The following is an 18790-nucleotide window of genomic DNA, read 5'->3' as shown; positions in this document are numbered from 1 at the left end:
GCTCAGCGCACCTTGAGAATTGAAACCGTCAAACCGAGACGTTGTCTCGGCTTCAGAACAACTCTGCGCGGCAAATTTGAGCATCGTCGAAAGGAGGGTAGCCAGAGATGCGGAGCTTAATGGTACTTGCTGCTCTACTCGGGATGGTGGTCTCGCTGCAGGCGAAGGAAGCGGATTTATCGCGCGCAGTGCGAAGCTCCGACGCCGTCGATAAGCAGCTTGTCAGTGATCAAAGCGACCAGCCCCCAGGCAAGAACAAAGTCCGGTGGCCGCAAGGACCGTGATTTCTCGGCCGAAGCCATCGTGCTTGACATCTGCACCGGCTGCTGATTCATCGATCAGCAGCCGGCCAGCGGTCTTTTGTGTTCTGCTTCTAGTATGCGCTTGCTGAAGCAGCCTCAAGATCCGGAAGGCGTACGCACATCATCGTCTTGATGCGCTTCAACGCACGCTGTTCGATCTGGCGGATACGCTCACGAGAAATCCCGAAGGTATTGGCAAGATCGTCAAGCGTGCTTTGCTCTTCCGCCATGTAACGGGCTTCGACGATGGTGCGTTCTCGCGGAGAGAGCGCACTCAGCGCCTCCGAGAGTGCGGCCTTCTGCCGTTCACGGTCTCCGGTCTCCACAAGCTGGGTCTCAGGATCAGGAGATGAATCGGCGAGCCTGTCTTGCCATTGCTCGCCTTCTTCGTCACTGAGCTGAACGTTCAGCGTCATATCGCCACGGATCCGCCCGTTCATCTCGACGACGTCACTTTCCCTAACCTGAAGATGTTCAGAGATCTGCTTCACCTGCTCCGGCGAAAGCTCGCCATCATCCGGCGCACCAAGGCGTCTCTTCAACTTTCGAAGGTTGAAGAACAGCTTTTTTTGTGCCGCCGTTGTGCCGAGCTTGATGAGTGACCACGATCTCAGGACGAACTCCTGCACGGACGCCTTGATCCACCAAGCGGCATAGGTCGCCAGGCGAAATCCCTTCTCAGGGTCGAACCGCTTGACGGCCAGCATCAATCCGACGTTGGCTTCCGAGATGAGGTCGGCGATGGGCAATCCATAGCGCCGATATTTCAGCGCGATCTTGGCGGCCAATCGCAGATGGCTCGTCACCAGACGGTAGGCAGCTTCGCGATCCCCAGAATCCCGAAGCCGCCTTGCATACATCACTTCTTCGGATGCATCGAGCAGCGGGAAGCTTCGGATCTCTTGCAGATACCGAGACAACCCGGCTTCCGAATGGATGGCAGGGAGGGCTGACTTGATTGACATGACTTGCCCTCCCTCAGAAGCCATCGCCGCTCTTGAGTTCTAACGAGCGGCCATACGGAAGATGCAGCTGCGAGACCCCACCGAGGCGAGTAAGGCTGATCGGCTGCCAAGCGACAATACGGGTCGTTTTCATATCCAAATCCTCCATGGAGCAAAATGGTACGAGCCGCCGTGTCGCCTGACTTAGCTGGGCCATGAGGCGCCCAGCGACACTCAGGCCGGCGGCGCCAAAAGAACTGCGAAACCAGCGGGTTGTTCCCCGTATCAGCTAGCCAATTCGGAAGCCAAACTGCCGCTGCCCGATGAGGCGGAGGAGGAGCCCGACGCCTCAGGCGGCTTCCGAGTGCCCAATCCGTCAAGGGTTTCAAACATCTCGTAGACTTGGGACATTCCGAACCTTGGCCGAGACGTATACCGATCGAAGTCGGGGCAGCGGTGCGGCACGGCTAAGTTTAAATGGTTTGCGCCGCCGGCGAGGCACTCATCCGCGAGGCCGACGATCCTGCTCTGCCAGAGCTGGAACAAAAAGATCTGCGCCGACGGCGGGCCCGGTCGACGCATCGCCCTCGATCGACCAGGCCATCAAGCCGGCTATCCGTGGCTCGAAATCAAATGCTCGCGGTGCAAGACACCGCGCGCGGTCGCGCCTAGCTGCGCTGCGCCACGTTCCGACCACCAACGTGCGCGATCTCGCCGGTCGCCTGCGCTGCGTGAAGTGCAGTACGGCGGGCAAGCGGCCGGCCGCGGAGCTGCTGCAGCTGTGGCGGCGCTGCCCGACCGGAGATGCGACGTGACCGAGCTCACGCGCCGGCGCGACCGAGCCGTAGCCGGGCAGAAATGGAACATCCTCTATAGCGCGTCGTCGTTGGCTCAATCGGGCTGCGCACCGGCGCACCGAACCATGCCGATCAGTGGGAATGGAATGCGGCTTTCATCCGGGCTGCGACCGGTCGAGCGGAGGCCCGGCCGCGACCTTTCAAGAAGCGCGCGCGGCGTTCGAAGTGGCATGGGGCGAGTTGCTGCCGCCCCTACAATCCGCGCCTCGTTGAGATCGTGCCAGGACACCTAATGTCGGCGATTCTACTCATCGAAAGGACCGAATGGCCGTGCGAGGAAAGCCAGCCACAATAGCGGACCTTAAAAGTCCTGTCGCTCCGATGACGGCAACCTTCATTGATGGTGCTCCGCGTTCGGAGCTAAGCCCTCTTCCGCGACCGTAAGCCTCGAACGAATTCCTCCATATAGGGAAGGACTTCAAACAGCAGGACCGCGAATAGAAACGCCGCCACATACGTCCATGGTAATGGCTCTCGCTTCAGGGCGAGTTCGTAACGTGCGGGCCCAGAACCCAGTCCCCAAAGGCTGAGGAATTGCGGCCAGTTTAAGATGATGACGATCACCATCGCCATGAGAGGCATCAGCTCGAGAAAACTATGGACCTGCTGTTCGATGGGCGTGATGCTCCGCTTATGGCTGGCGAATGTTGTATCCCAGAGGGCTGTCAGCTGGTGCGTAACAAAGCCGACGATCGTAGCCGCAATAATAAGAGCGTTGATTTCAAAAAAAATCGCCGCCAGCAATGGTATCGCAAGTTCGATCAACATCAACAGATGAAGTAGGGTTTCCTTATAGCCGCTTGTCGTCTCAATCCGAGATGCGCGATGGCAAAGATAATCAGCAAACCCCGCCAATAACCAAAGGGGCAGCACAAAGTACAGCAATACAGTTTCGGCTGCTGCGGAATGAGACATCCGGTTAGCGCTTCTTCTCTGCTTACAGGCTATCTGGAGTGCGGAGAGGAGATGACTTGTCCTCGTTTCGCAACTCCTGCTCCGCCAACCGCCAGAATTCTTCCTCCCTGCCTTCGGGCTTGCCGCTCCGCTCCCATATCTCGTAGGCGCGCTTCTCGATTTCCTTTTCGGTCGGTTGGGTCACCACGTGCCTCCTTCAACTCTGTAGGGATCGTGGGCTGGGTTTCCGCTAATCACGGCCTCTTCGACGGTTAGTCGTCAGCGACACGCTCGGCCGCCGCTATCACAGCAGTCATTTCCACTCGCTAGCGCCGATCCCTCCTTCCGGTGATAAACCCGCGAAGTCAGCGAGGTTCCTCCGTTGAAACCTTGCCCTATGAGCGGCAAAAAGTCGCCCTTGGCCGAACGAAATCGCGGCGGTGACCGCCGCCTATGCCAGTTCAGGAAGGAAATTTCAGCTGCCTCCTGAGATGCCGATCTTGGTCTCCCCCAAAAACGCGTTTCACAACCCAGCCAACGATCGGCCCTCATTTTACCGGTTATCGAGCCACCTTCTTCCGATAACCTCAGCGTTCGCCTTTGCCATTGCGGTTGGTAAAGCGGGCGTTGCCGAGACCGGTGCCGATCGTCAGCACGCCCCAACGCTTCACGTCTTGCATGAAGGGGACCTTAGAAAGTCCCTGCACGACCCCATCGTTGTGCATGATGACGGCGGTGTCGTTCTCCCCGATCTGCGGGATCGCCTGGACGAGACTTGCGGGTAAATTGAACTTGCTGCTCTCCCAGTTGCCGGGCAAGTTCTGCGCGCCCTTCTCGATCGAGCCGTCGCTCTTGATAACGCCTGGGCATGCGATGCCGATGAATGGCGCGAGCTTGAATCCCTCGTCTTCCGCCTTCGCGATCAGTTCTTTGAGCATCTTGACAAGGCGCCTCACAGCGTTCTCACGCGACGGCTCGTCGTCGGCATGACGCCATAGCTCGAACTGCCACACGCACGCTTCGGAGAGGTTCGGCGCCTTCTTGCGTCGCGTTTCCACGACGCCGCAGCGGATGTTCGTGCGTCCGATGTCCACGGCAAGGATGGAGTCGTGCGCTTCGAAGATCCAGGATGGAGCGCGATATAGCGCGCCGATAAGGCCGGCGTCGTCCGGATGAGGCTGGGAAATCAATATCTGGGGCCGGTGACGGGTGCCGATATGAATGCCCGGAAGGTAGCTCGGCCATGACGAGATCAAACTTCCTCATTGCGAACTAATGAAGAGAAGATCGCCAGCCCGTCTATCGCGTTCGCGAATTCGTGGAGCCGCTGGGCTCTTTCACGGTCCGCATCGATCGCATTTTCCGGCGCACGTACCAAGCCGCTACCGCGACAGTCAACCAGGCGAGGGAGGCGCCGACGAAGACGGCGGGGATGTTGCCGCGTGGGATTAGCATCGAGAAACCAACCGCGAAGGCCAGCATGCCCAGCGCGCCGAGCGCAGCGCCAGCGGCATCGACGGCGGCCGCCATTTGCCCGCGGCGCTTGCCGGCGAGACCCGCTTCGCGCTTGCGGCGAATTTCATGCTTCTCAATCAGCGTTGCGCTCGCGCAGAATATGGCTGGAAGGGCAAGAAAAACGCCACCGATGACTGCTCCATAGCGACTGCTGATGAGGCCGGTAAAGACGGTCGCAGCGCCGCCAAGCACGAAGCGAATCAGATATTCGTACCAGCGGCCTTCCTTGAGAGATGACGTTGAAAGGCGGATCGGGCTCACGTCTGACCTCCAGCGAAAACCAGCAGCCCGAAAGCGGCGACCAGCCAAATGACGAGTGACAGCAAGGTCGCCGTCACCGCTCGCAGCTTTGCGCGGACAAGCAGATGGCAGGCGACGACACTGTAGATGGCGAGCGCAACCGCTCCCGCAATCATCGCCTGAGCTTGCAAGGCGGCGTAATTGACCCCGTGCTGATACACCGCGATCCCAAGCGTCGCGAGCGCGACCGAGGGCGCTGCTCCGAACAGGCCGGCGAAGCTCTTTGGACGCAGGAGATCTCCCAGCATCGCGAAGGCCGATACGACGGCGCCCCCGAGGACGAAGCGGATGACGTACTCGGTCATTTCGCTTTCTTCCAGAGCTTCGAGAGCGGCCCGCCGGCCCCAGAGACCGGATCCTTACGCGGCACCGAAACCTTCGGAATGGCTTTCAGCGCCCGCTGACGGTCTTCGACGCTCGTGCACTCGTCGTATGTACCGGTCGGCGGGTATGCCCCGATGACGAGGAACTCATCGCCCGCGGAAAGGCACTGATGTCCTGTGCCGGCGGGAAGAACCGCGATGTCCCCAGCCTTCAGGGTGAAGATCTTCCCTTTGTTGCCGCCGAACCGAACGCGGCCCTTGCCGCGCGCGATGCCGAGCACCTCATGGATCCTGGAGTGATAATGCACGTAATCGTAGATGCCATCCCGCCAGCTATCTCCCCATCCGTTCGCTTCGAATAGGTCTTCGATCACGGCTGCGGCGTCCAGGTCTTCGTCGAAAGCGACCGCGTTTCGATACAGTACGAGCGGCCATCGCGGGTGATTTGGAATGAGACCGTCGTCCTTAAAGCGAACCGTAACAGGCTTTCGCGCTCGCGCGAGATCCACAGCCTTCCGCTTGCCGGGGCGCTTCAGACCGGTTGCGCGCTCCATGTATCCCTTCAGGTCTTCAAGAGTCGGCATGATCATCCTCCTTTGAAATTCCGTTCGAGTAGCCGGTCCAAAGCCGGAGGCCCCGTTCGAGAATCGCCCCGAGTGCGAAGCCGGCAACGACATCGCTCGCCGAATGCGCCAGGATCGCAATGCGAGTGAGCGACAGCCCGACCGCAATCGCGCGGATCGCCCGCCGGGGACCAGCCGGCAACCCGCTGGCCGCCGGTGCCAGTCCATGTGCAGCGCGTGGCCTGAGGGAAACGCATCTTTCGTTTGCCGGAAAGCGGGACGCCATGCATATGCCCAATCACCGTCCGACGATCCGGCCGAGTTTGGTCGAATACGAGTTTTAAATCATCGGGCAGCAGCGACGCAGTGACCGTCACTGGCAGAGCATGGTTTCCTGCGCGCCGCAGCGGCACCCCACAACCTGTCTCTTATACACATAGTTCGTCGGCAGCGTCAGATGTGTATAAGAGACAGGCTCTGGTCGGTCTAACATTCACCGGAAAGCTTGGACTGCGGCCAAGGCGCCTTGCTGACAAGCTAGCGATCTTGAACATGTCTCAACGATCGGAAAGATAAGTACCTCCCCAACGCTCAACGTGCCGTCGAGGTCCTCCCCCAGCTTTCCAAACAAGGAAAGTCGGCGGTTCGGCGTCCGGGCAGGAATCCTCCGTCCGATAGGAACAAACGATCCTGGCTTCCGTTCGGGATGATCTCCCCTCTCTTTGCAAGGCCTTTCGATGTACCACCATGTCAAGAAGCTGATGTTCACTGTCCGCGTCGACGAACCAGACCCTCGTTTTGGCAACATGCTTCTTGAACAGTTCGGCGGTGCCAACGGCGAGCTCGCTGCCGCGATGCAATATTCAATACAGGGGCTCAACTGCGAGGATCCGGATCGCAAGGACCTGCTGATGGATATTGGCACCGAGGAACTGAGTCACCTCGAAGTCGTGGGGACACTCGCCCGGATGCACCTCAAGCCGGCGAAGTTCGATCGCCAGGCCGCCGAAGCCGATCCCCTGATTGCGATCGCTGGTGGCGGCGGCGTGAACCTGTTCAATTCCCAGGGCAATGCGTGGACGGCCGACTACCTGAAGATAACCGGCGAGCTCGACGTCGATCTGCGCAGCAACATCGCCGCCGAAGCGCGGGCCAAGATCGTCTATGAACGCCTAATCAATTTCTGCGACGACGCCGGTACCAAGGACGCGCTGCAGTTCCTGATGACTCGGGAAATCACACACATGAGAGCGTTCGCGCTGGCGCTCGAGAGCATGGCCAAGCCCGCTTTCAGCATCGGCCGCATCGCCCCAACACCGGGACTGGTCGACCAGTTCTTCAACGACTCCACCGGGGCCGGCGACCACGGCGAGATCGACGCCCGCGGTCCGTGGAACGAGGGCAATGGCTGGGTCTTCACGGAATCGCCAGCGATCCAGGCTGACCCCGGCGCGTCCGCCGCGATCGTCGCGGAAAGTTCGCCGCCAGACGACCAAGCCGGGCTTGGCGACTTGTTGATCGATGAGCTACGCGACATCCTGCATGCCGAAAAGCAACTCACCAAGACGCTTCCGAAGATGGCCGAGGCAGCTCGCTTCGATCAGTTGCGAGAGCTGTTTGAGCAACATCTCGTCGAGACCGAAAACCAGGTGGAGCGCATCAATGAATGCTTCGAGTTGCTCGGCAAGACCGTCCGAGCGAAGCCTTGCAAGGGCATGATGGGGCTTATCGAGGAAGGCCAGGAAATCATGGCTGAAGGAGAGGAAAAGGAAGACGCGGCCGCGGACCTCGCCTTAATCGGAGCTGCACAGCGTGTGGAGCACTATGAAATCTCGGCTTACACCATGGCGAAGAATCTCGCCCAGCAGCTACGCCACAGTGCAGTCGTCGCGCTTTTGTCGAAGTCACTTGCGGAAGAGGAGAATTCTGATCAGTTGCTAAACCAAGTCGCTCGATCTCTGATGTCGGTAGCCAAAATGCCAGCCGCGATCGAACAGGCCGAATAACGCCGGCTGGCGGGGCCGCAAGTGCGCAGGGCCCGAAGGACCGCAAGACCAGCAGTTCCTGTCAGATACCGGAATGAGAGCGCTGCGCCAATACCTCGGTCATCTTTTGGGTATTCAGTATCCCAATATGATGGCACTTCGCCGGATTTTCGGCCAACATATGAATTGGATCTAGGATGAAAGAGGCCGCCGACTGAGGCGGCCTCTACGACATCAGCAGCCAAATCAACGCCGCGACGCCAAAGGCGATGGCGACGTATCCGGCAATAGTGATCCGGTCGTATCGCTCGGTCATGCCGAAACTCTCAGGCCAGCGGCCAAAGCCACGTTGACGTAGGTCAAGCTAGGTGGACCGCTGGAGTCCGGGAGATCGGAGCCACTCGCGCATTGTTCACCAATTATCGCTAGTTCGAGACCTCCGAGTCGGGCTGCCCTGTGCCGTCGGCTTCGCTTCTGGCTTCGAACGCCTCTTGCTCCGACTGCGGGCGTCTCCGGAGTAGGCCTACCAGCCCTGCGCCACATGGAGCTACGCAGCCCGATCATCGTCCGAGATCGCTTTGTCAGCTTGCCGAGCGCTGACTGGCGGCAGCGCCGGTTCATTCGCTGCTCGGTCCGGCAACATGTCGCGGCTCGAGCAAGCTCAGCGCGGTGTCGATCTTCGCGAGCAGCTTCTCTTCCGGAGTAGGATCGCCCAGCGCATTTAGCCGCTCGACAGTATCCAGATCGCTGATCGACAACGCCAGGCGTCGGCATCCCTACGCCTCCGCGAGCCAATGGGCCTTCTCGTCTTCCATGGATCTCCAACCGGCGGGTTGCAAAAAGCGCTCAACCGCCCTTCAGCGCGTCCTTGACTTGCGTCGCAGGCCAGCTGTCGCCCACGCGCCTCGCGCGCACCTTTGCGCCACCACCGACCAGGACATGAGACGCAACTTCTTCGTCTGTATCGAGAACCATCAGGTCCGTTTCCGGCTTCCAGTTCAGCGTCAAGTCGAGATCGCCCGGAAAGACCTGCCATCTCGAGCCGTCATCGAGCTCGACGATGTGGCTTTGCAAGTGCACGCGTATCTTCATGATTCAAGCGGCATGCGGCTGCTGCGGGGGGTGTTCGACGGACGCGGAGCGTCGCAGCCGGCCATCCTCGCCATGGCCGCACTTGGCGCATCTCAGCCGAACGTCCTGATGGGAATAGGGGGCGTTCGGGCCCGCCGCCATAGGCCAGGCGCCGCAGTTGGGGCACTTCACCAAAAGGGTATCGGTTTCGATCATCGGCGGCTCCGTAGCTGCGCCCCATTCGAGGGTCAACGTACGGCGGTCGGCATGGTTGCCTGGGTTCGTCCGCTGCCCCTCCCCAAAAAGGGCGCCGTCCCGGCAGAAAAGCGGCCCGCCTGACATGACCGGACGGGCCGCTTCGTGATCATCGTTGTTTGATCAGCGTATGTGAATCAGCCAATAGCCGGCGCCGCCGATCACGATGACGGCGGGAACGGCCCACAACAGAAATACAGGCATCGTTCATCCTCCTTGTCCTTCCGACCGGCCCGAACCATGGCCGACGGATCATCACTGTTCGGTGCAGACCTTGGTGGTCTTCACGGCGGATTCGGCTTCCGTCTTGGTCTTATAGACGCCGTCGCCAACGACCGTCGTGGTGGTAGTTGTCGGCTTTGTGTCGACGACCGTGCATTTCTTAGTCGCGGCATCGCGCACGATGTAGAATTCGGCGGCGCTCGCAGCCTGCGCACCGAGTACAAAAGTGGCAAGGGCGCCGCAGACGATCAGCTTATTCATCTCACTCCTCCATTCTGGCCCCACTCACGAACGGCAGCGTCAAGGCAAAGTTCCGATTGTTCCCGGGGTTGCCGTTGCGCTGCCGCAAAAATCACGGGCTTGGAAAATCACCTGGGCGGAACCAGCCAGCGCGCGCGCTCTTGAGTTTGCTATTCGACCGTGTCCCAATGTGCCTCTGTCTTGCGGACTCCTCGCTATGCGGTTCGATTGAACATGGTCGTTAGATGCCTGACGCTGGCGGTCCTTGTTGCGGGGCTTCTCGCCGGCACCCACGCTTTCGCGCAGGAAGACAAGAAGACCGACGAAGACAAGCCTGCCGATCCGGACACCGGCGAGAGCACCATCGAGGAGAAGACGCTTGGACTTCTGCCGAACCCCTTTCAAAAATACGGGATCAAGTTCGCCGCGACCTACATCGGCGAGACGCTCGGAAATGTCTCCGGCGGGCTGAAGCAGGGAGCGATCTACGAAGGCCGGCTGAACCTTGCCGTCGATGTCGACCTGCAGAAGCTCGCCGGCATCGACAAGCTTACCTTCCACGCCAACATGTTCCAGATTCACGGTGCGGGACTGTCGCGCAACTATCTCGACAATCTCTTCGTCGTCAGCGGCATCGAGGCATTGCCGTCGACGCGACTTTACGAAGCCTACTTCGAGAAGCAGTGGGGTAACAAAAAGGTCTCCCTGAAGTTCGGGCAGCTCGCCGCCGATAGCGAGTTCTTCAACACGAAATATACAGATGTCTTCACCAACGCATCGATGGGGTGGCCGGCAATCACATCTCTCGACCTGCCCAGCGGCGGTCCGTCGCCGCCGTTGGCGGCAATGGGCACCCGGCTGCTGGTCAACATCACGGATCAGCTATCCATTCTTGGCGGCGTCTTCGACGGCAACCAGGCGGGTCCGGGCCGAGGCGATCCACAACAACGCAACCGATACGGCGTCAACTTCCGGATTAACGATCCGCCCCTTCTGCTGGGCCAAATCCAGTACTCCTGGAACAACACGAAGGGCAATCCCAATCTGACGGGCCAGATCAAGTTCGGCGGGTGGCGCCACCTCGGGCCATTCTCCGATCTTCAACTCGCCAGCAACGGCGTTTCGCTTGTGGCGCCGGCCAGCAGCGGCACTCCCCTGATGTTGGCAGGCGATATCGGCGGATGGGCAGTTTTCGAGCAGCAGATTTATCGCGTGCCCAAAAGCGATGAACGGGGAATCGGCGTTTTCGCTCGCATCTCCGGCGCTCCCGCGGACCGCAATCTGATTGATCTCTACGCCGACGCCGGACTCGAGTTCATCGGCCTCAGCGGCAAACGGCCGGACGACAAATTCGGCATCGCTGCTGGCTACGCCCACGTCTCGAAGCGGGCTCAGGCACTGGACGTCGACAATCGCGTACTCTTTGGTCCGACATGGCCGGTGCGCAGCTTCGAAGGACTGTTGACGGCGGTGTATCAATATCAGTTACGGGACGGCTGGACCCTGCAGGCAAATTTCCAATACATCATTCATCCCGGGGGCGGAGCAACGGACCCGGCGGGGCCGATCCGGGCCGAGCGCTCAAGAACGCAACAGTCTTTGGCCTGCGCACGACTTTGAAATTCTAGGAGGCAGATTCCGCCGTTAGGGGTTGTCCAACACCGACACATCGCCTGCCAGGCGGCTTGCGGCCCTCGCGAACGTTCCTGGCGAACCACAGCCCCACTCCGGAGCCCGCGCGGCGTTGGCCCAGTAATGCGAGAGCTCCTGCCCCCAGTGCTTCCGTCCCGCCAGTCCTATCGGGCGGCCTCGTCGCGGGACTCGTGTCGGTTGTTTCTCCGCTCGCATCCTATCTTCGCCGCTCCTCGCAGCACGTTGCTCACGCCACCTGCTCCCGCCCGCCCGCCACATCGTCGGCGCGCCGTGAAGAGCCTCGCGGCCGACCTGCCTCAGCCGCTCGGGCGAGGTGTCGCCATTCGTCGTCCAAAATACTTAAGCTACGTGGGTGCGTGCGCCGGTCTCATAGCGCGACACGTCTTCGCAGATCTCGTCGAGGACGATACGCAGAAGCGCGGTCATTGCCGGATTGAACATGAGGCCCCAAAGGAAAAAGATTGTAACGCAATCACAATCACATGGGCGCCAAATTCAAAAGTGTTTAGCGCCCCAATATCCAGCTAAGTCTACACTCGAGATCCGGCTCGGCAAGCTCAGAAAGTGGCCGCACCGCAGTGCGGATTGAACCTGCCTTCGGTCAAGCTGTTGCGCGGGCCCCGGCGCCGAGGCATTGCGGACAACCAGCACCCAACGCCTGGTTTTCCCGTTGTCGAGCCGGGAAAGAAACGAGAAAGGAATGATCCGATGAGGAAGTTTGCAATGGTGGGGCGACCGGAGGCGTGATCGCCGGCGCGGTCATCGGAGGCTTGCTTCCTCGGCGTATGCCTGGGAACCGGATCCGGGCTACTATGACTACGGTCCAAGGTACTATGGCGCCGGGTACTAAGGCGGACCATACGCCTACGACGACGCATACGATGCTCCGTAATCACGTGCCGAGATCTTTGGTTTCGGCGATGACCCACACACCGCCCTCGGGCCCATTCGCACTTTTGACGATACGGCCGATCCAATGGGGTTCTTTGACAAGCAGATCGATGGGCGGATCGATGATTCCGCAGCGGGCTGGAAAGGCCGTTCGGGTGACTTCCGGCAACCGCACACCGTTTCGTATCGAGGCCATCGACGCGCCACATCCGGGAGCGACGGACGCCACACTATCGGGCCCCTTGGTGGTCCAGTTCCAGCTTCGTCGGACGCGTTGGCCCCCTAATCCGCTGGTGACGCACACGCCCGAGTTCGCGTACTGTCTACTTTTCAAGGTACCGAAAGAAGGCACCCGCAGAATCATTTTCCCAAGGTGCAGTCTTCTCATACGAGACCTTATCCCCGAGGCGCAAGGCTGTGACTCACTGCCGCGCCTCGAACCGGTTCAAGGGGACCTCGTTGCAACGCAGCTCGCCTTTCGACGATGGCATGGTTCAACAGTTCGAGCACCAGGCCAAATGCTGCCAGCTCTTCTTCGTCGATGGCGGCATCATCGTAACTTTCGAGCGTTTCCGCGATGATTGCATCAGCCTCGCGCTGCAGGGCTAGCAGTTCCTCGTTGGTTTCCGCGGTCCGCGCGCTGGAAACCATGGCCAGGAGCCTGTTGCGATGGCTGGTATTTTCCTCCCTTTCGTCCCGATTCAAATAGCGACGCAACCAGGCGCCGGCCGAACCGATCGCGGAGAGAAGCAGGAGAGCGAACCAGAAGTAGTCGCCGTATCTGTCAAGAAAGCTGCGTTCGCTACCTTCGATGACGGCCGCCGCTCCCCGGTGCACGGGCAGCTCGGCATCTTTCTCGGTGTCAGGCTTGGTAATGTGTGCAGCCCCCGGCACTTGTCTGGCAATTGCCTGACGGACAGCGAATAATTGCCGGAAAAAGGCCGCAACCGTCGCTTCAGACAATGTCTTTCGCGCCACGATCAGGTGGCTGACGCTGACCGTCTCAATCTTGTCATCTGGCCAAGCCGGATCGGCATTGAAGACGCCGGGCGGAATTTCCTCGGATTCATACCGCGGGTGCTTCAGAGCGATGGCTTCCGATGTCTCGATCGCGAGAAACTTTGGCGCGCCTCGCACGCGGGTCGTTGCAGCGATGGCATCGGAGGTGATTTTGCTATCGAGCGGACCGACCGCCATGAAAGCATCGAGGGTCGGGTCGCGTGCCAGCTCCTCGATGTGGTCCGTCCCAAAGTGCATAATTGCGAGCTTGTCCGCCTGCACGCCGGAGGTGCTAAGGATAACCCGCAGGAAAGCAGCATTCGCCGGGGTCCGCCCGATTACGCCGACACGATGCCCTGCGAGATCTGCGATCTCCTTGATTTTCGGCGCGTGCTTTCTTTTGGGGGCCTTGCCCGCAAGTCCGGAAGGCGCCCACAGCACAACGAAGTTCTTACGCAGCGTGGCGACGGTCTGCGCGTCGGCGGGCATATCCAGGTCGCCGCGACCGACCGCAAGGTCGGCCCTGCCAGCACGAAGCAACGCGAGGGATTCGACCGCCCCGGCGGCTTTGATCGGGGACAGCTTGACGGTTCTGCTTTCGCTGGCGAAGGCATCGGCCATCGCCTCAACTACTTTGTGATCATCGCTTCCGGGAGGCCCAACCGCGATCCGGAGAACTTCCGGCCGCAGCGCATAATACAGTGCGCCCGCCGCGGCGCCAAAGACTAGAAATCCAACGGCCAGGACAAGCAGCAATGAATTGCTCCTTCTCCGCCGTCGGCGGGCAGCGTCATTGGTTTTATCTGTATTGCTTGACGAGGACATGTGCCGCTGCCAGCCAGAGATCAAAGCGCGTCCTGCTTCCTAGGATATCTGCCGCGAGCGCTTGGTGGCAGCGCGAGTGATGAACAACTAGGCAAACCACGACACGCGCCGTCTTTCTTCGCCTGCTGCGGCGGAATCCTGGGTGCCGAGCAACTTCAGCGCAGTCTCGATCTTGGCGAGGAGCGAGCGCCTGGATTTCGGCTCGCTCGTTCGGGCCGAGACCGGCTTCGAGCCGCGCCGGTAATTGCTCTTTCTGTCCCGGGAGCTTCGCAATAGCAGACATCTCATCACCGCGAAAACGTAATCGACGGCGAAAGGGCCGCTCAGAGAGCGGCCCCACTTCTAATTCACCAGCTCCGGGTGCCGAAGCTGAAACCGATGCTTGGGCCACCGCCGTAGTAGCCGTAGCCGCGATCGTAGTAGTCCGGACCACCGTAGCTGCGGCGGACCACGTAGCCGTCGTCTCCGCCGTAGTAGCGTTGCACATAGCGGGGACCGCGGGTCCGGTAGCAGCGGCCATACTCGTTACAGACAAGACGGACTTGCTCGATGCCCGCAGCCTCAGTCGACGCGATGGCTGCAGGTGCAAGAGAAGCCGCACTCGCAGACGACACCATCAAGGTCGCGGCGAGGGCTCCAAGCGCGATGTTCTTCATGGATATTCTCCTTCCTTGGCGAGATCAGTCGATCTCTTCGATGATGCGACGCTCGTGGGGTTCGACGATGTAGGTCCGGCTGTCCCGGTTGATGTACCGGTACTCGCGAAGGGTCGGATATTCCCGATAGACCTCTTCGGGAAACGCTTCGATCTCCACGCCTTCCGGCACGCGCTCTCCGATGCGGACCTCGGTACGAACCGCGCTGCCGGTGGTGGTGCGACGCTCGCGCTCGACCGGCCGCGCCTTGGCGTGCTTGCGGATGACCTCGCGGTCCTTGTCGCTGAAGGTCGTCTTGCGCTGTTCGGTGCGCGCCGGCGCGGCCGCCGTGGAGCGGCCCGAGTATGGCAGGACCGCGACGATCTTGTAGCTGGAAGGCTCCACGATCACGATCTCGTCCCTCACCAGCACGAAGTTGTAGCCCCGGTACTGGGGCACGATCTCGACGACCTCCGCAGGCAGCGGCTGCAGACGTACATCGCGCGGCACGGCCGTGCCGACCGACAACGAGAAATTCGCGTTGTTGAGCGGTTGCACATTCAGGTGTGAAATCGACGTACTGATCCGGGTCCGCTGCTGATCGTTGATGTTCACGGACGCGTTCACGTTCGTGCTCGACGAGCGATCGGCCGTATTCTGCTGGCTGTTCGGCTGCTGGGCCGTGGTGGTCGAATTGCTACCCGTCGGGGACTGAGCCTGATTGGTGCCCGAAGCCGGTGGGTTCGCGCTCTGCGTCTGATTGTTCGCAGGCGGATTGGTCTGAGCCTGGTTCGAAGGCGGAATAGTCTGGTTGGAGGGCTGGCTGGTCTGCGCCTGGTTGGTAGAGTTATTCGACGTGGGCGCCTGCGTGGTGTTGGTGCCCGTACCGGAGTTGGACGTTTGGCCTGCAGCGCTCTGGCCGGTCGCTGGCGGAGGCTGCGTCTGGGCCGAATTCGTCGAAGGGTTGGTCTGCGCGGATCCCGGAGCGGAGTTGGACGACGGTGTCGACGTCGAAGAGGACGGCGGCGTCGACGTGGAATCCAGTTGACGCTGCGTAGCCGACGGATTGGAGCTCGACGTGCTCGGAGAAGATTGTGCGAGAGCCGAAGTCGCGAGCGCGACTGCGGCGGTCGTAGCCAACAATAAACGCTTGTTCATCTGAAATCCTCCTAATTGGTAATTGGTCGCCGAACAACACCGGACGAAGGGGCAGGTTCCAGAACGGGAAGTTTCGGCAAATCGGCTGAGACGGCGCCGGCGGAAATTCTTCAAGCCGCAAGAAATTAGTCTCGCGACATGAGCAGTGTGCCTTCCAACTGCCGGGAGAAACGGAACTTCGCGCCCGCCTGCCCGTTGGCAGTGACTACTTATAAGCCATTGGAGGAGATACAATGAAGAAGCTGATCGTGTGCGGCGCCCTCGCCGCCTTCGTCCTCGGCACCCAGGCCGCAGGCGCCGCCGAGTTCTACATCGTTCGTGATGCAACGACCAAAAAGTGCACCGTTGTCGACACCAAGCCAACGACGACCACGACGACGGTCGTGGGCGACGGCGTCTACAAGACCAAGACGGAAGCCGAGTCCGCCGTGAAGACCACCAAGGTCTGCACCGAACAGTAAACGGCCATCGCAGGGCCGAGCCGGCCTCGCGAAACGTTCTGAAGGCCATTGAAGGAGAAGATGCCTGTACTTATTTTATGGGGCGTTCCGCCGTGCTCGGTGTTGGCGGCGTCGGCTATTGGATAGTTTCTGCAGCGAACGGTCCGCATGAAAGGCTCGCCCGCAAACCGGGCGATTTTTTTGGACCGTTGGGCCCGGCAGAAAAAAGGGCCCAGCGGGGGCCCTTTTTCCGTGAGTTCTCGCCGCACTAATTGTAGTCCGAGTATTTGAATTGCGGGAGCGCCTTCAATTGCTCCTTGTTGCCGCTCATGACCGCGTGGTCCGGGACCCAATCGTTCGCGTTGCGGTTCGTCGTATTCGTCGAAGCCGCGCCGGTGGTGGTGTCGCGCGAGTTGGTCGAGGTGCTGCTCGAGCTGGTCCGGACCGGCTCTTCGACGAACTTCAGCTTGTCCATCGAGACGGCGATGTCGTGCTCGCCCATGCCCAGAAAGCCGCCGATACCGATCACCACCGCGTTGATCTTGCCGGCCTTGTCGACGAGCAGTTCGTTGATGTCTCCGAGCTTCTCGTTGGCCTCGTTGTAGACGTTCAGGCCTATCAGCTTCGAAGCGCGCCAATTTCCTTTGAGCGCCATCTTCGCATCGGCCGGCTGGCCCGTGACCGCCGGCGCGGCGCGATCGGCGGGCTGGGTGGATTGCGCGAACGCGCCGCCGCCGATCACGGCAGTGCCAAGCAGAGCGACGGCAAGAAAGCTTTTCATCGATTTTCTCCTCCAACGTGAGCCGCACCCGTTCAAGATGCCGGGCCCCAACGCGCGCGATTGCCACTTGTTCCTGATGGCTCTTTCACTCGGAACGGGGCGCAAACCCTGCTTGATGGCGGTCAGGACCCAGTCCACTAACGATGTTCGGTGCTCACGAGCCGGACGACAATTCCCTTGCCTTGGGAGCGAAAGCAAGCCTGCCGAACCTGATTCGAACAGTCTTCCGCTTGCTTCGCGGAGTCGCCGGCTGCTGGACCTCCGGCTGTGGAGGAGGCACTTCGTCCGCAAGAGAGGCCGTCGCGAGAAGAACAAAAGCCGCCCTGGAAAGAATGGTTTTTCGTGCGAGCCTCCTGATCGGCAACTCAACGAAGAGACTCCGAAGCCGTGCCGACTTCCGGGCGAAATATGGTTGACCCCGTCTCGAATCCTTCGCGTCCTCCGCGGCCGAGCAGCTCGCGATATCGGCGTTCGTACTCCTTCACCATCCGGCTCGCGGCGAAGCGCTCCTCGAACCGGGCGCGGACCACTCTTCTGTCCAGCCGGCCCAGTTCGTTCACTGCCCTGATCGCCTGCTCCTCGTTATCCACGATAAAGCCGGTGACGCCGTCTTCCACCACTTCGGGCACCGAGCCGGCGCGGTAGGCAATCACAGGTGTCCCGCACGCCATCGCTTCGATCATGACGAGCCCGAACGGCTCCGGCCACCCGATCGGAAACAGCAACGCGGCGGCTCCGGCGAGGAACGGCTGCTTCCCGATTTCGTCCACTTCGCCGACAAGTTGGATCTCCGCGCCATCGATGTTCGGCTCGAGCTTCTTCTTGAAGTAGGCTGTCTCCGCGCGCGGTATCTTGGCCGCTATCCGCAGCGGCGTCCGCGCGGCGCGTGCGATGCGTATGGCGGCCTCCGGTCCCTTGTCCGCCGTCAGCCGCCCGAGGAAGGCCAGGTACGAACCACGTTCGCAGGACGGCCTAAACAGATCATTGGGCAGCCCATGCTGGATTGTCGCGATCCAGTTCGCATCCGGAAGTGGTCGACGCTGGTCGTCGGAAATCGCGACGAAGGCCGCGTTTGGGAAAGCCCCGATCACATCGGACAGCCCGGGAAGGTCGAGCCGGCCGTGCATTGTCGTCAGGAACGGCACGCCGGTCCGGCTTAGCACCGGAAGAGGCAACCAGTCGACGTGGGAGTGGATCACGTCGAAATCGCCCGCGCGATCGGCGATGGCTTCGATCAGCAGCGCGCATGCGGCGTTCGGATCCGTTCCCCTTCGCCCCAGGCGCAGCGCACGCGGCCAGACAGGATGGAGCTTTGCCTTTGTCTTCGAATCCCCGCTCGCGAACAGGGTGACGTCGTGTCCGAGCTCGACCAGTTCGTCGACAAGCCAGGCGATCACGCGCTCCGTGCCGCCATAGAGCTTCGGCGGAACGCTCTCGGCCAATGGAGCAAGCTGGGCGATCCGCATGCTAGGCCCCGACCACGGACTGCATGGCAATCACAACGACCGCGGAACTGAGGTATGAAATCGCCAGCAGCGTCCAACTGGGCTTTGTGCTTTCGCAGACCATCCGCGCGACGAACATCTTCACGCCCGTCAACCTTCGTCTTCGGGAGGCTGGTGCAAGTAGGCTATCCCGAAGCTGGCGAGACCTTCGGCATCGCTCTCTCGCTCTTCCCGTCTCCTGTGCAAATAGCGCTCGAGCAGGCAGCGGCGGCTGTCGTGAACGTCAACGTCAGGGTGCGCCGCCCGGTATACGATCCAGGCCGTCTCTGCCGCCCTTCTCACCGTGACTTCGTCGACCATCCTCACGCTCCAAGCGACCGCATCCAGTCGCTGCCAACTCAGCGCGATGGCGAAAGTTTCCAATTTTCCCCGAAATCTTCGACCTTTGGTGGAGAAGCGCTCGACAGGCCGATCAGAAAGCTTTCGCCCGCG

At 60.7% G+C, this 18790-nt stretch carries 19 protein-coding genes and 3 pseudogenes; 4 read left to right on the top strand and 18 right to left on the bottom strand.

Annotation, left to right across the window (positions count from 1 at the left end; all coding sequences use genetic code 11):
• Positions 1-373 precede the first annotated feature (373 nt).
• Positions 374-1267 (bottom strand): RNA polymerase sigma factor RpoH, encoded by an 894-nt coding sequence (gene rpoH, locus IF803_RS38570; protein ID WP_225159274.1) that lies wholly within the window; start codon positions 1265-1267, stop codon positions 374-376.
• Between the two features lie 465 nt (positions 1268-1732).
• Here rpoH and IF803_RS38565 point away from each other — a divergent pair.
• A pseudogene (locus tag IF803_RS38565) lies at positions 1733-2061 on the top strand (hypothetical protein); the annotation flags it as partial.
• A gap of 402 nt (positions 2062-2463) precedes the next feature.
• Here IF803_RS38565 and IF803_RS38560 read toward each other — a convergent pair.
• From IF803_RS38560 to IF803_RS38530, 7 genes and pseudogenes are all read right to left on the bottom strand, one after another.
• Positions 2464-3018, bottom strand: a complete 555-nt coding sequence (locus tag IF803_RS38560) for a hypothetical protein (RefSeq protein WP_461195752.1) — start codon at positions 3016-3018, stop codon at positions 2464-2466.
• Between the two features lie 22 nt (positions 3019-3040).
• Positions 3041-3202 (bottom strand): DUF2934 domain-containing protein, encoded by a 162-nt coding sequence (locus IF803_RS38555; RefSeq protein WP_075968978.1) that lies wholly within the window; start codon positions 3200-3202, stop codon positions 3041-3043.
• A gap of 382 nt (positions 3203-3584) precedes the next feature.
• A pseudogene (locus IF803_RS38550) lies at positions 3585-4172 on the bottom strand (ROK family protein); the annotation flags it as partial.
• A 124-nt stretch (positions 4173-4296) separates the two neighbouring features.
• Entirely contained in the window at positions 4297-4773 is a 477-nt protein-coding gene (locus tag IF803_RS38545) for a DUF3147 family protein (protein WP_016841013.1), read from the bottom strand.
• Positions 4770-5117 (bottom strand): DUF3147 family protein, encoded by a 348-nt coding sequence (locus IF803_RS38540; protein ID WP_016841014.1) that lies wholly within the window; start codon positions 5115-5117, stop codon positions 4770-4772. The genes IF803_RS38545 and IF803_RS38540 overlap by 4 nt, the downstream gene beginning before the upstream one ends.
• Entirely contained in the window at positions 5114-5719 is a 606-nt protein-coding gene (locus IF803_RS38535) for a cupin domain-containing protein (RefSeq protein WP_028344070.1), read from the bottom strand. The genes IF803_RS38540 and IF803_RS38535 overlap by 4 nt, the downstream gene beginning before the upstream one ends.
• Positions 5706-6105, bottom strand: a pseudogene (locus IF803_RS38530) (phosphatase PAP2 family protein); the annotation flags it as partial. The gene IF803_RS38535 and the pseudogene IF803_RS38530, both read right to left, overlap by 14 nt.
• A 330-nt stretch (positions 6106-6435) precedes the next feature.
• On the opposite strand from IF803_RS38530, the gene IF803_RS38525 reads away from it, so the two are divergent.
• Complete coding sequence (locus IF803_RS38525; protein ID WP_028344069.1) at positions 6436-7704, top strand: DUF892 family protein; 1269 nt, start codon at positions 6436-6438, stop codon at positions 7702-7704.
• 596 nt (positions 7705-8300) lie between these two features.
• On the opposite strand, the gene IF803_RS38520 is transcribed toward IF803_RS38525, so the two are convergent.
• From IF803_RS38520 to IF803_RS38510, 3 genes are all read right to left on the bottom strand, one after another.
• Positions 8301-8441, bottom strand: coding sequence for a hypothetical protein (locus IF803_RS38520; RefSeq protein WP_196238240.1), 141 nt, complete (start codon positions 8439-8441; stop codon positions 8301-8303).
• Between the two features lie 88 nt (positions 8442-8529).
• Positions 8530-8763 (bottom strand): hypothetical protein, encoded by a 234-nt coding sequence (locus tag IF803_RS38515; RefSeq protein WP_245288891.1) that lies wholly within the window; start codon positions 8761-8763, stop codon positions 8530-8532.
• A gap of 501 nt (positions 8764-9264) precedes the next feature.
• Positions 9265-9492 carry a hypothetical protein gene (locus IF803_RS38510; protein WP_016841019.1) on the bottom strand — a complete coding sequence of 76 codons (228 nt, stop codon included), beginning with the start codon at positions 9490-9492 and terminating at the stop codon, positions 9265-9267.
• Positions 9493-9705: 213 nt separating this feature from the next.
• On the opposite strand from IF803_RS38510, the gene IF803_RS38505 reads away from it, so the two are divergent.
• Positions 9706-11091 (top strand): carbohydrate porin, encoded by a 1386-nt coding sequence (locus tag IF803_RS38505; RefSeq protein ID WP_461195753.1) that lies wholly within the window; start codon positions 9706-9708, stop codon positions 11089-11091.
• Positions 11092-12016: 925 nt separating this feature from the next.
• On the opposite strand, the gene IF803_RS38500 is transcribed toward IF803_RS38505, so the two are convergent.
• The 4 genes from IF803_RS38500 to IF803_RS38485 form a co-directional block, all read right to left on the bottom strand.
• Positions 12017-12211: a hypothetical protein gene (locus tag IF803_RS38500; RefSeq protein WP_028344066.1), complete on the bottom strand. Its 195-nt coding sequence runs from the start codon at positions 12209-12211 to the stop codon at positions 12017-12019.
• 200 nt (positions 12212-12411) lie between these two features.
• Entirely contained in the window at positions 12412-13839 is a 1428-nt protein-coding gene (locus tag IF803_RS38495; RefSeq protein WP_461195751.1) for a TAXI family TRAP transporter solute-binding subunit, read from the bottom strand.
• Between the two features lie 347 nt (positions 13840-14186).
• Positions 14187-14495, bottom strand: a complete 309-nt coding sequence (locus tag IF803_RS38490) for a hypothetical protein (RefSeq protein WP_028344065.1) — start codon at positions 14493-14495, stop codon at positions 14187-14189.
• Positions 14496-14519: 24 nt separating this feature from the next.
• Positions 14520-15632: a DUF1236 domain-containing protein gene (locus tag IF803_RS38485; RefSeq protein ID WP_028344064.1), complete on the bottom strand. Its 1113-nt coding sequence runs from the start codon at positions 15630-15632 to the stop codon at positions 14520-14522.
• A gap of 233 nt (positions 15633-15865) precedes the next feature.
• Between IF803_RS38485 and IF803_RS38480 the strand changes: the two genes are divergently transcribed.
• Positions 15866-16093 carry a hypothetical protein gene (locus tag IF803_RS38480; RefSeq protein ID WP_283068351.1) on the top strand — a complete coding sequence of 76 codons (228 nt, stop codon included), beginning with the start codon at positions 15866-15868 and terminating at the stop codon, positions 16091-16093.
• 247 nt (positions 16094-16340) lie between these two features.
• On the opposite strand, the gene IF803_RS38475 is transcribed toward IF803_RS38480, so the two are convergent.
• The 3 genes from IF803_RS38475 to IF803_RS38465 form a co-directional block, all read right to left on the bottom strand.
• Complete coding sequence (locus IF803_RS38475) at positions 16341-16853, bottom strand: PRC-barrel domain-containing protein (protein WP_028344062.1); 513 nt, start codon at positions 16851-16853, stop codon at positions 16341-16343.
• A 365-nt stretch (positions 16854-17218) separates the two neighbouring features.
• Positions 17219-18319 (bottom strand): glycosyltransferase family 4 protein, encoded by a 1101-nt coding sequence (locus IF803_RS38470; protein WP_035633239.1) that lies wholly within the window; start codon positions 18317-18319, stop codon positions 17219-17221.
• Between the two features lie 129 nt (positions 18320-18448).
• Positions 18449-18658, bottom strand: coding sequence for a hypothetical protein (locus IF803_RS38465; protein WP_028344061.1), 210 nt, complete (start codon positions 18656-18658; stop codon positions 18449-18451).
• Between the last annotated feature and the right edge of the window lie 132 nt (positions 18659-18790).

This window comes from Bradyrhizobium sp. UFLA06-06 (assembly GCF_054820065.1).
Note: the sequence above shows the minus strand (reverse complement) of the source record. Positions and strands in the feature narration are given on the sequence as shown.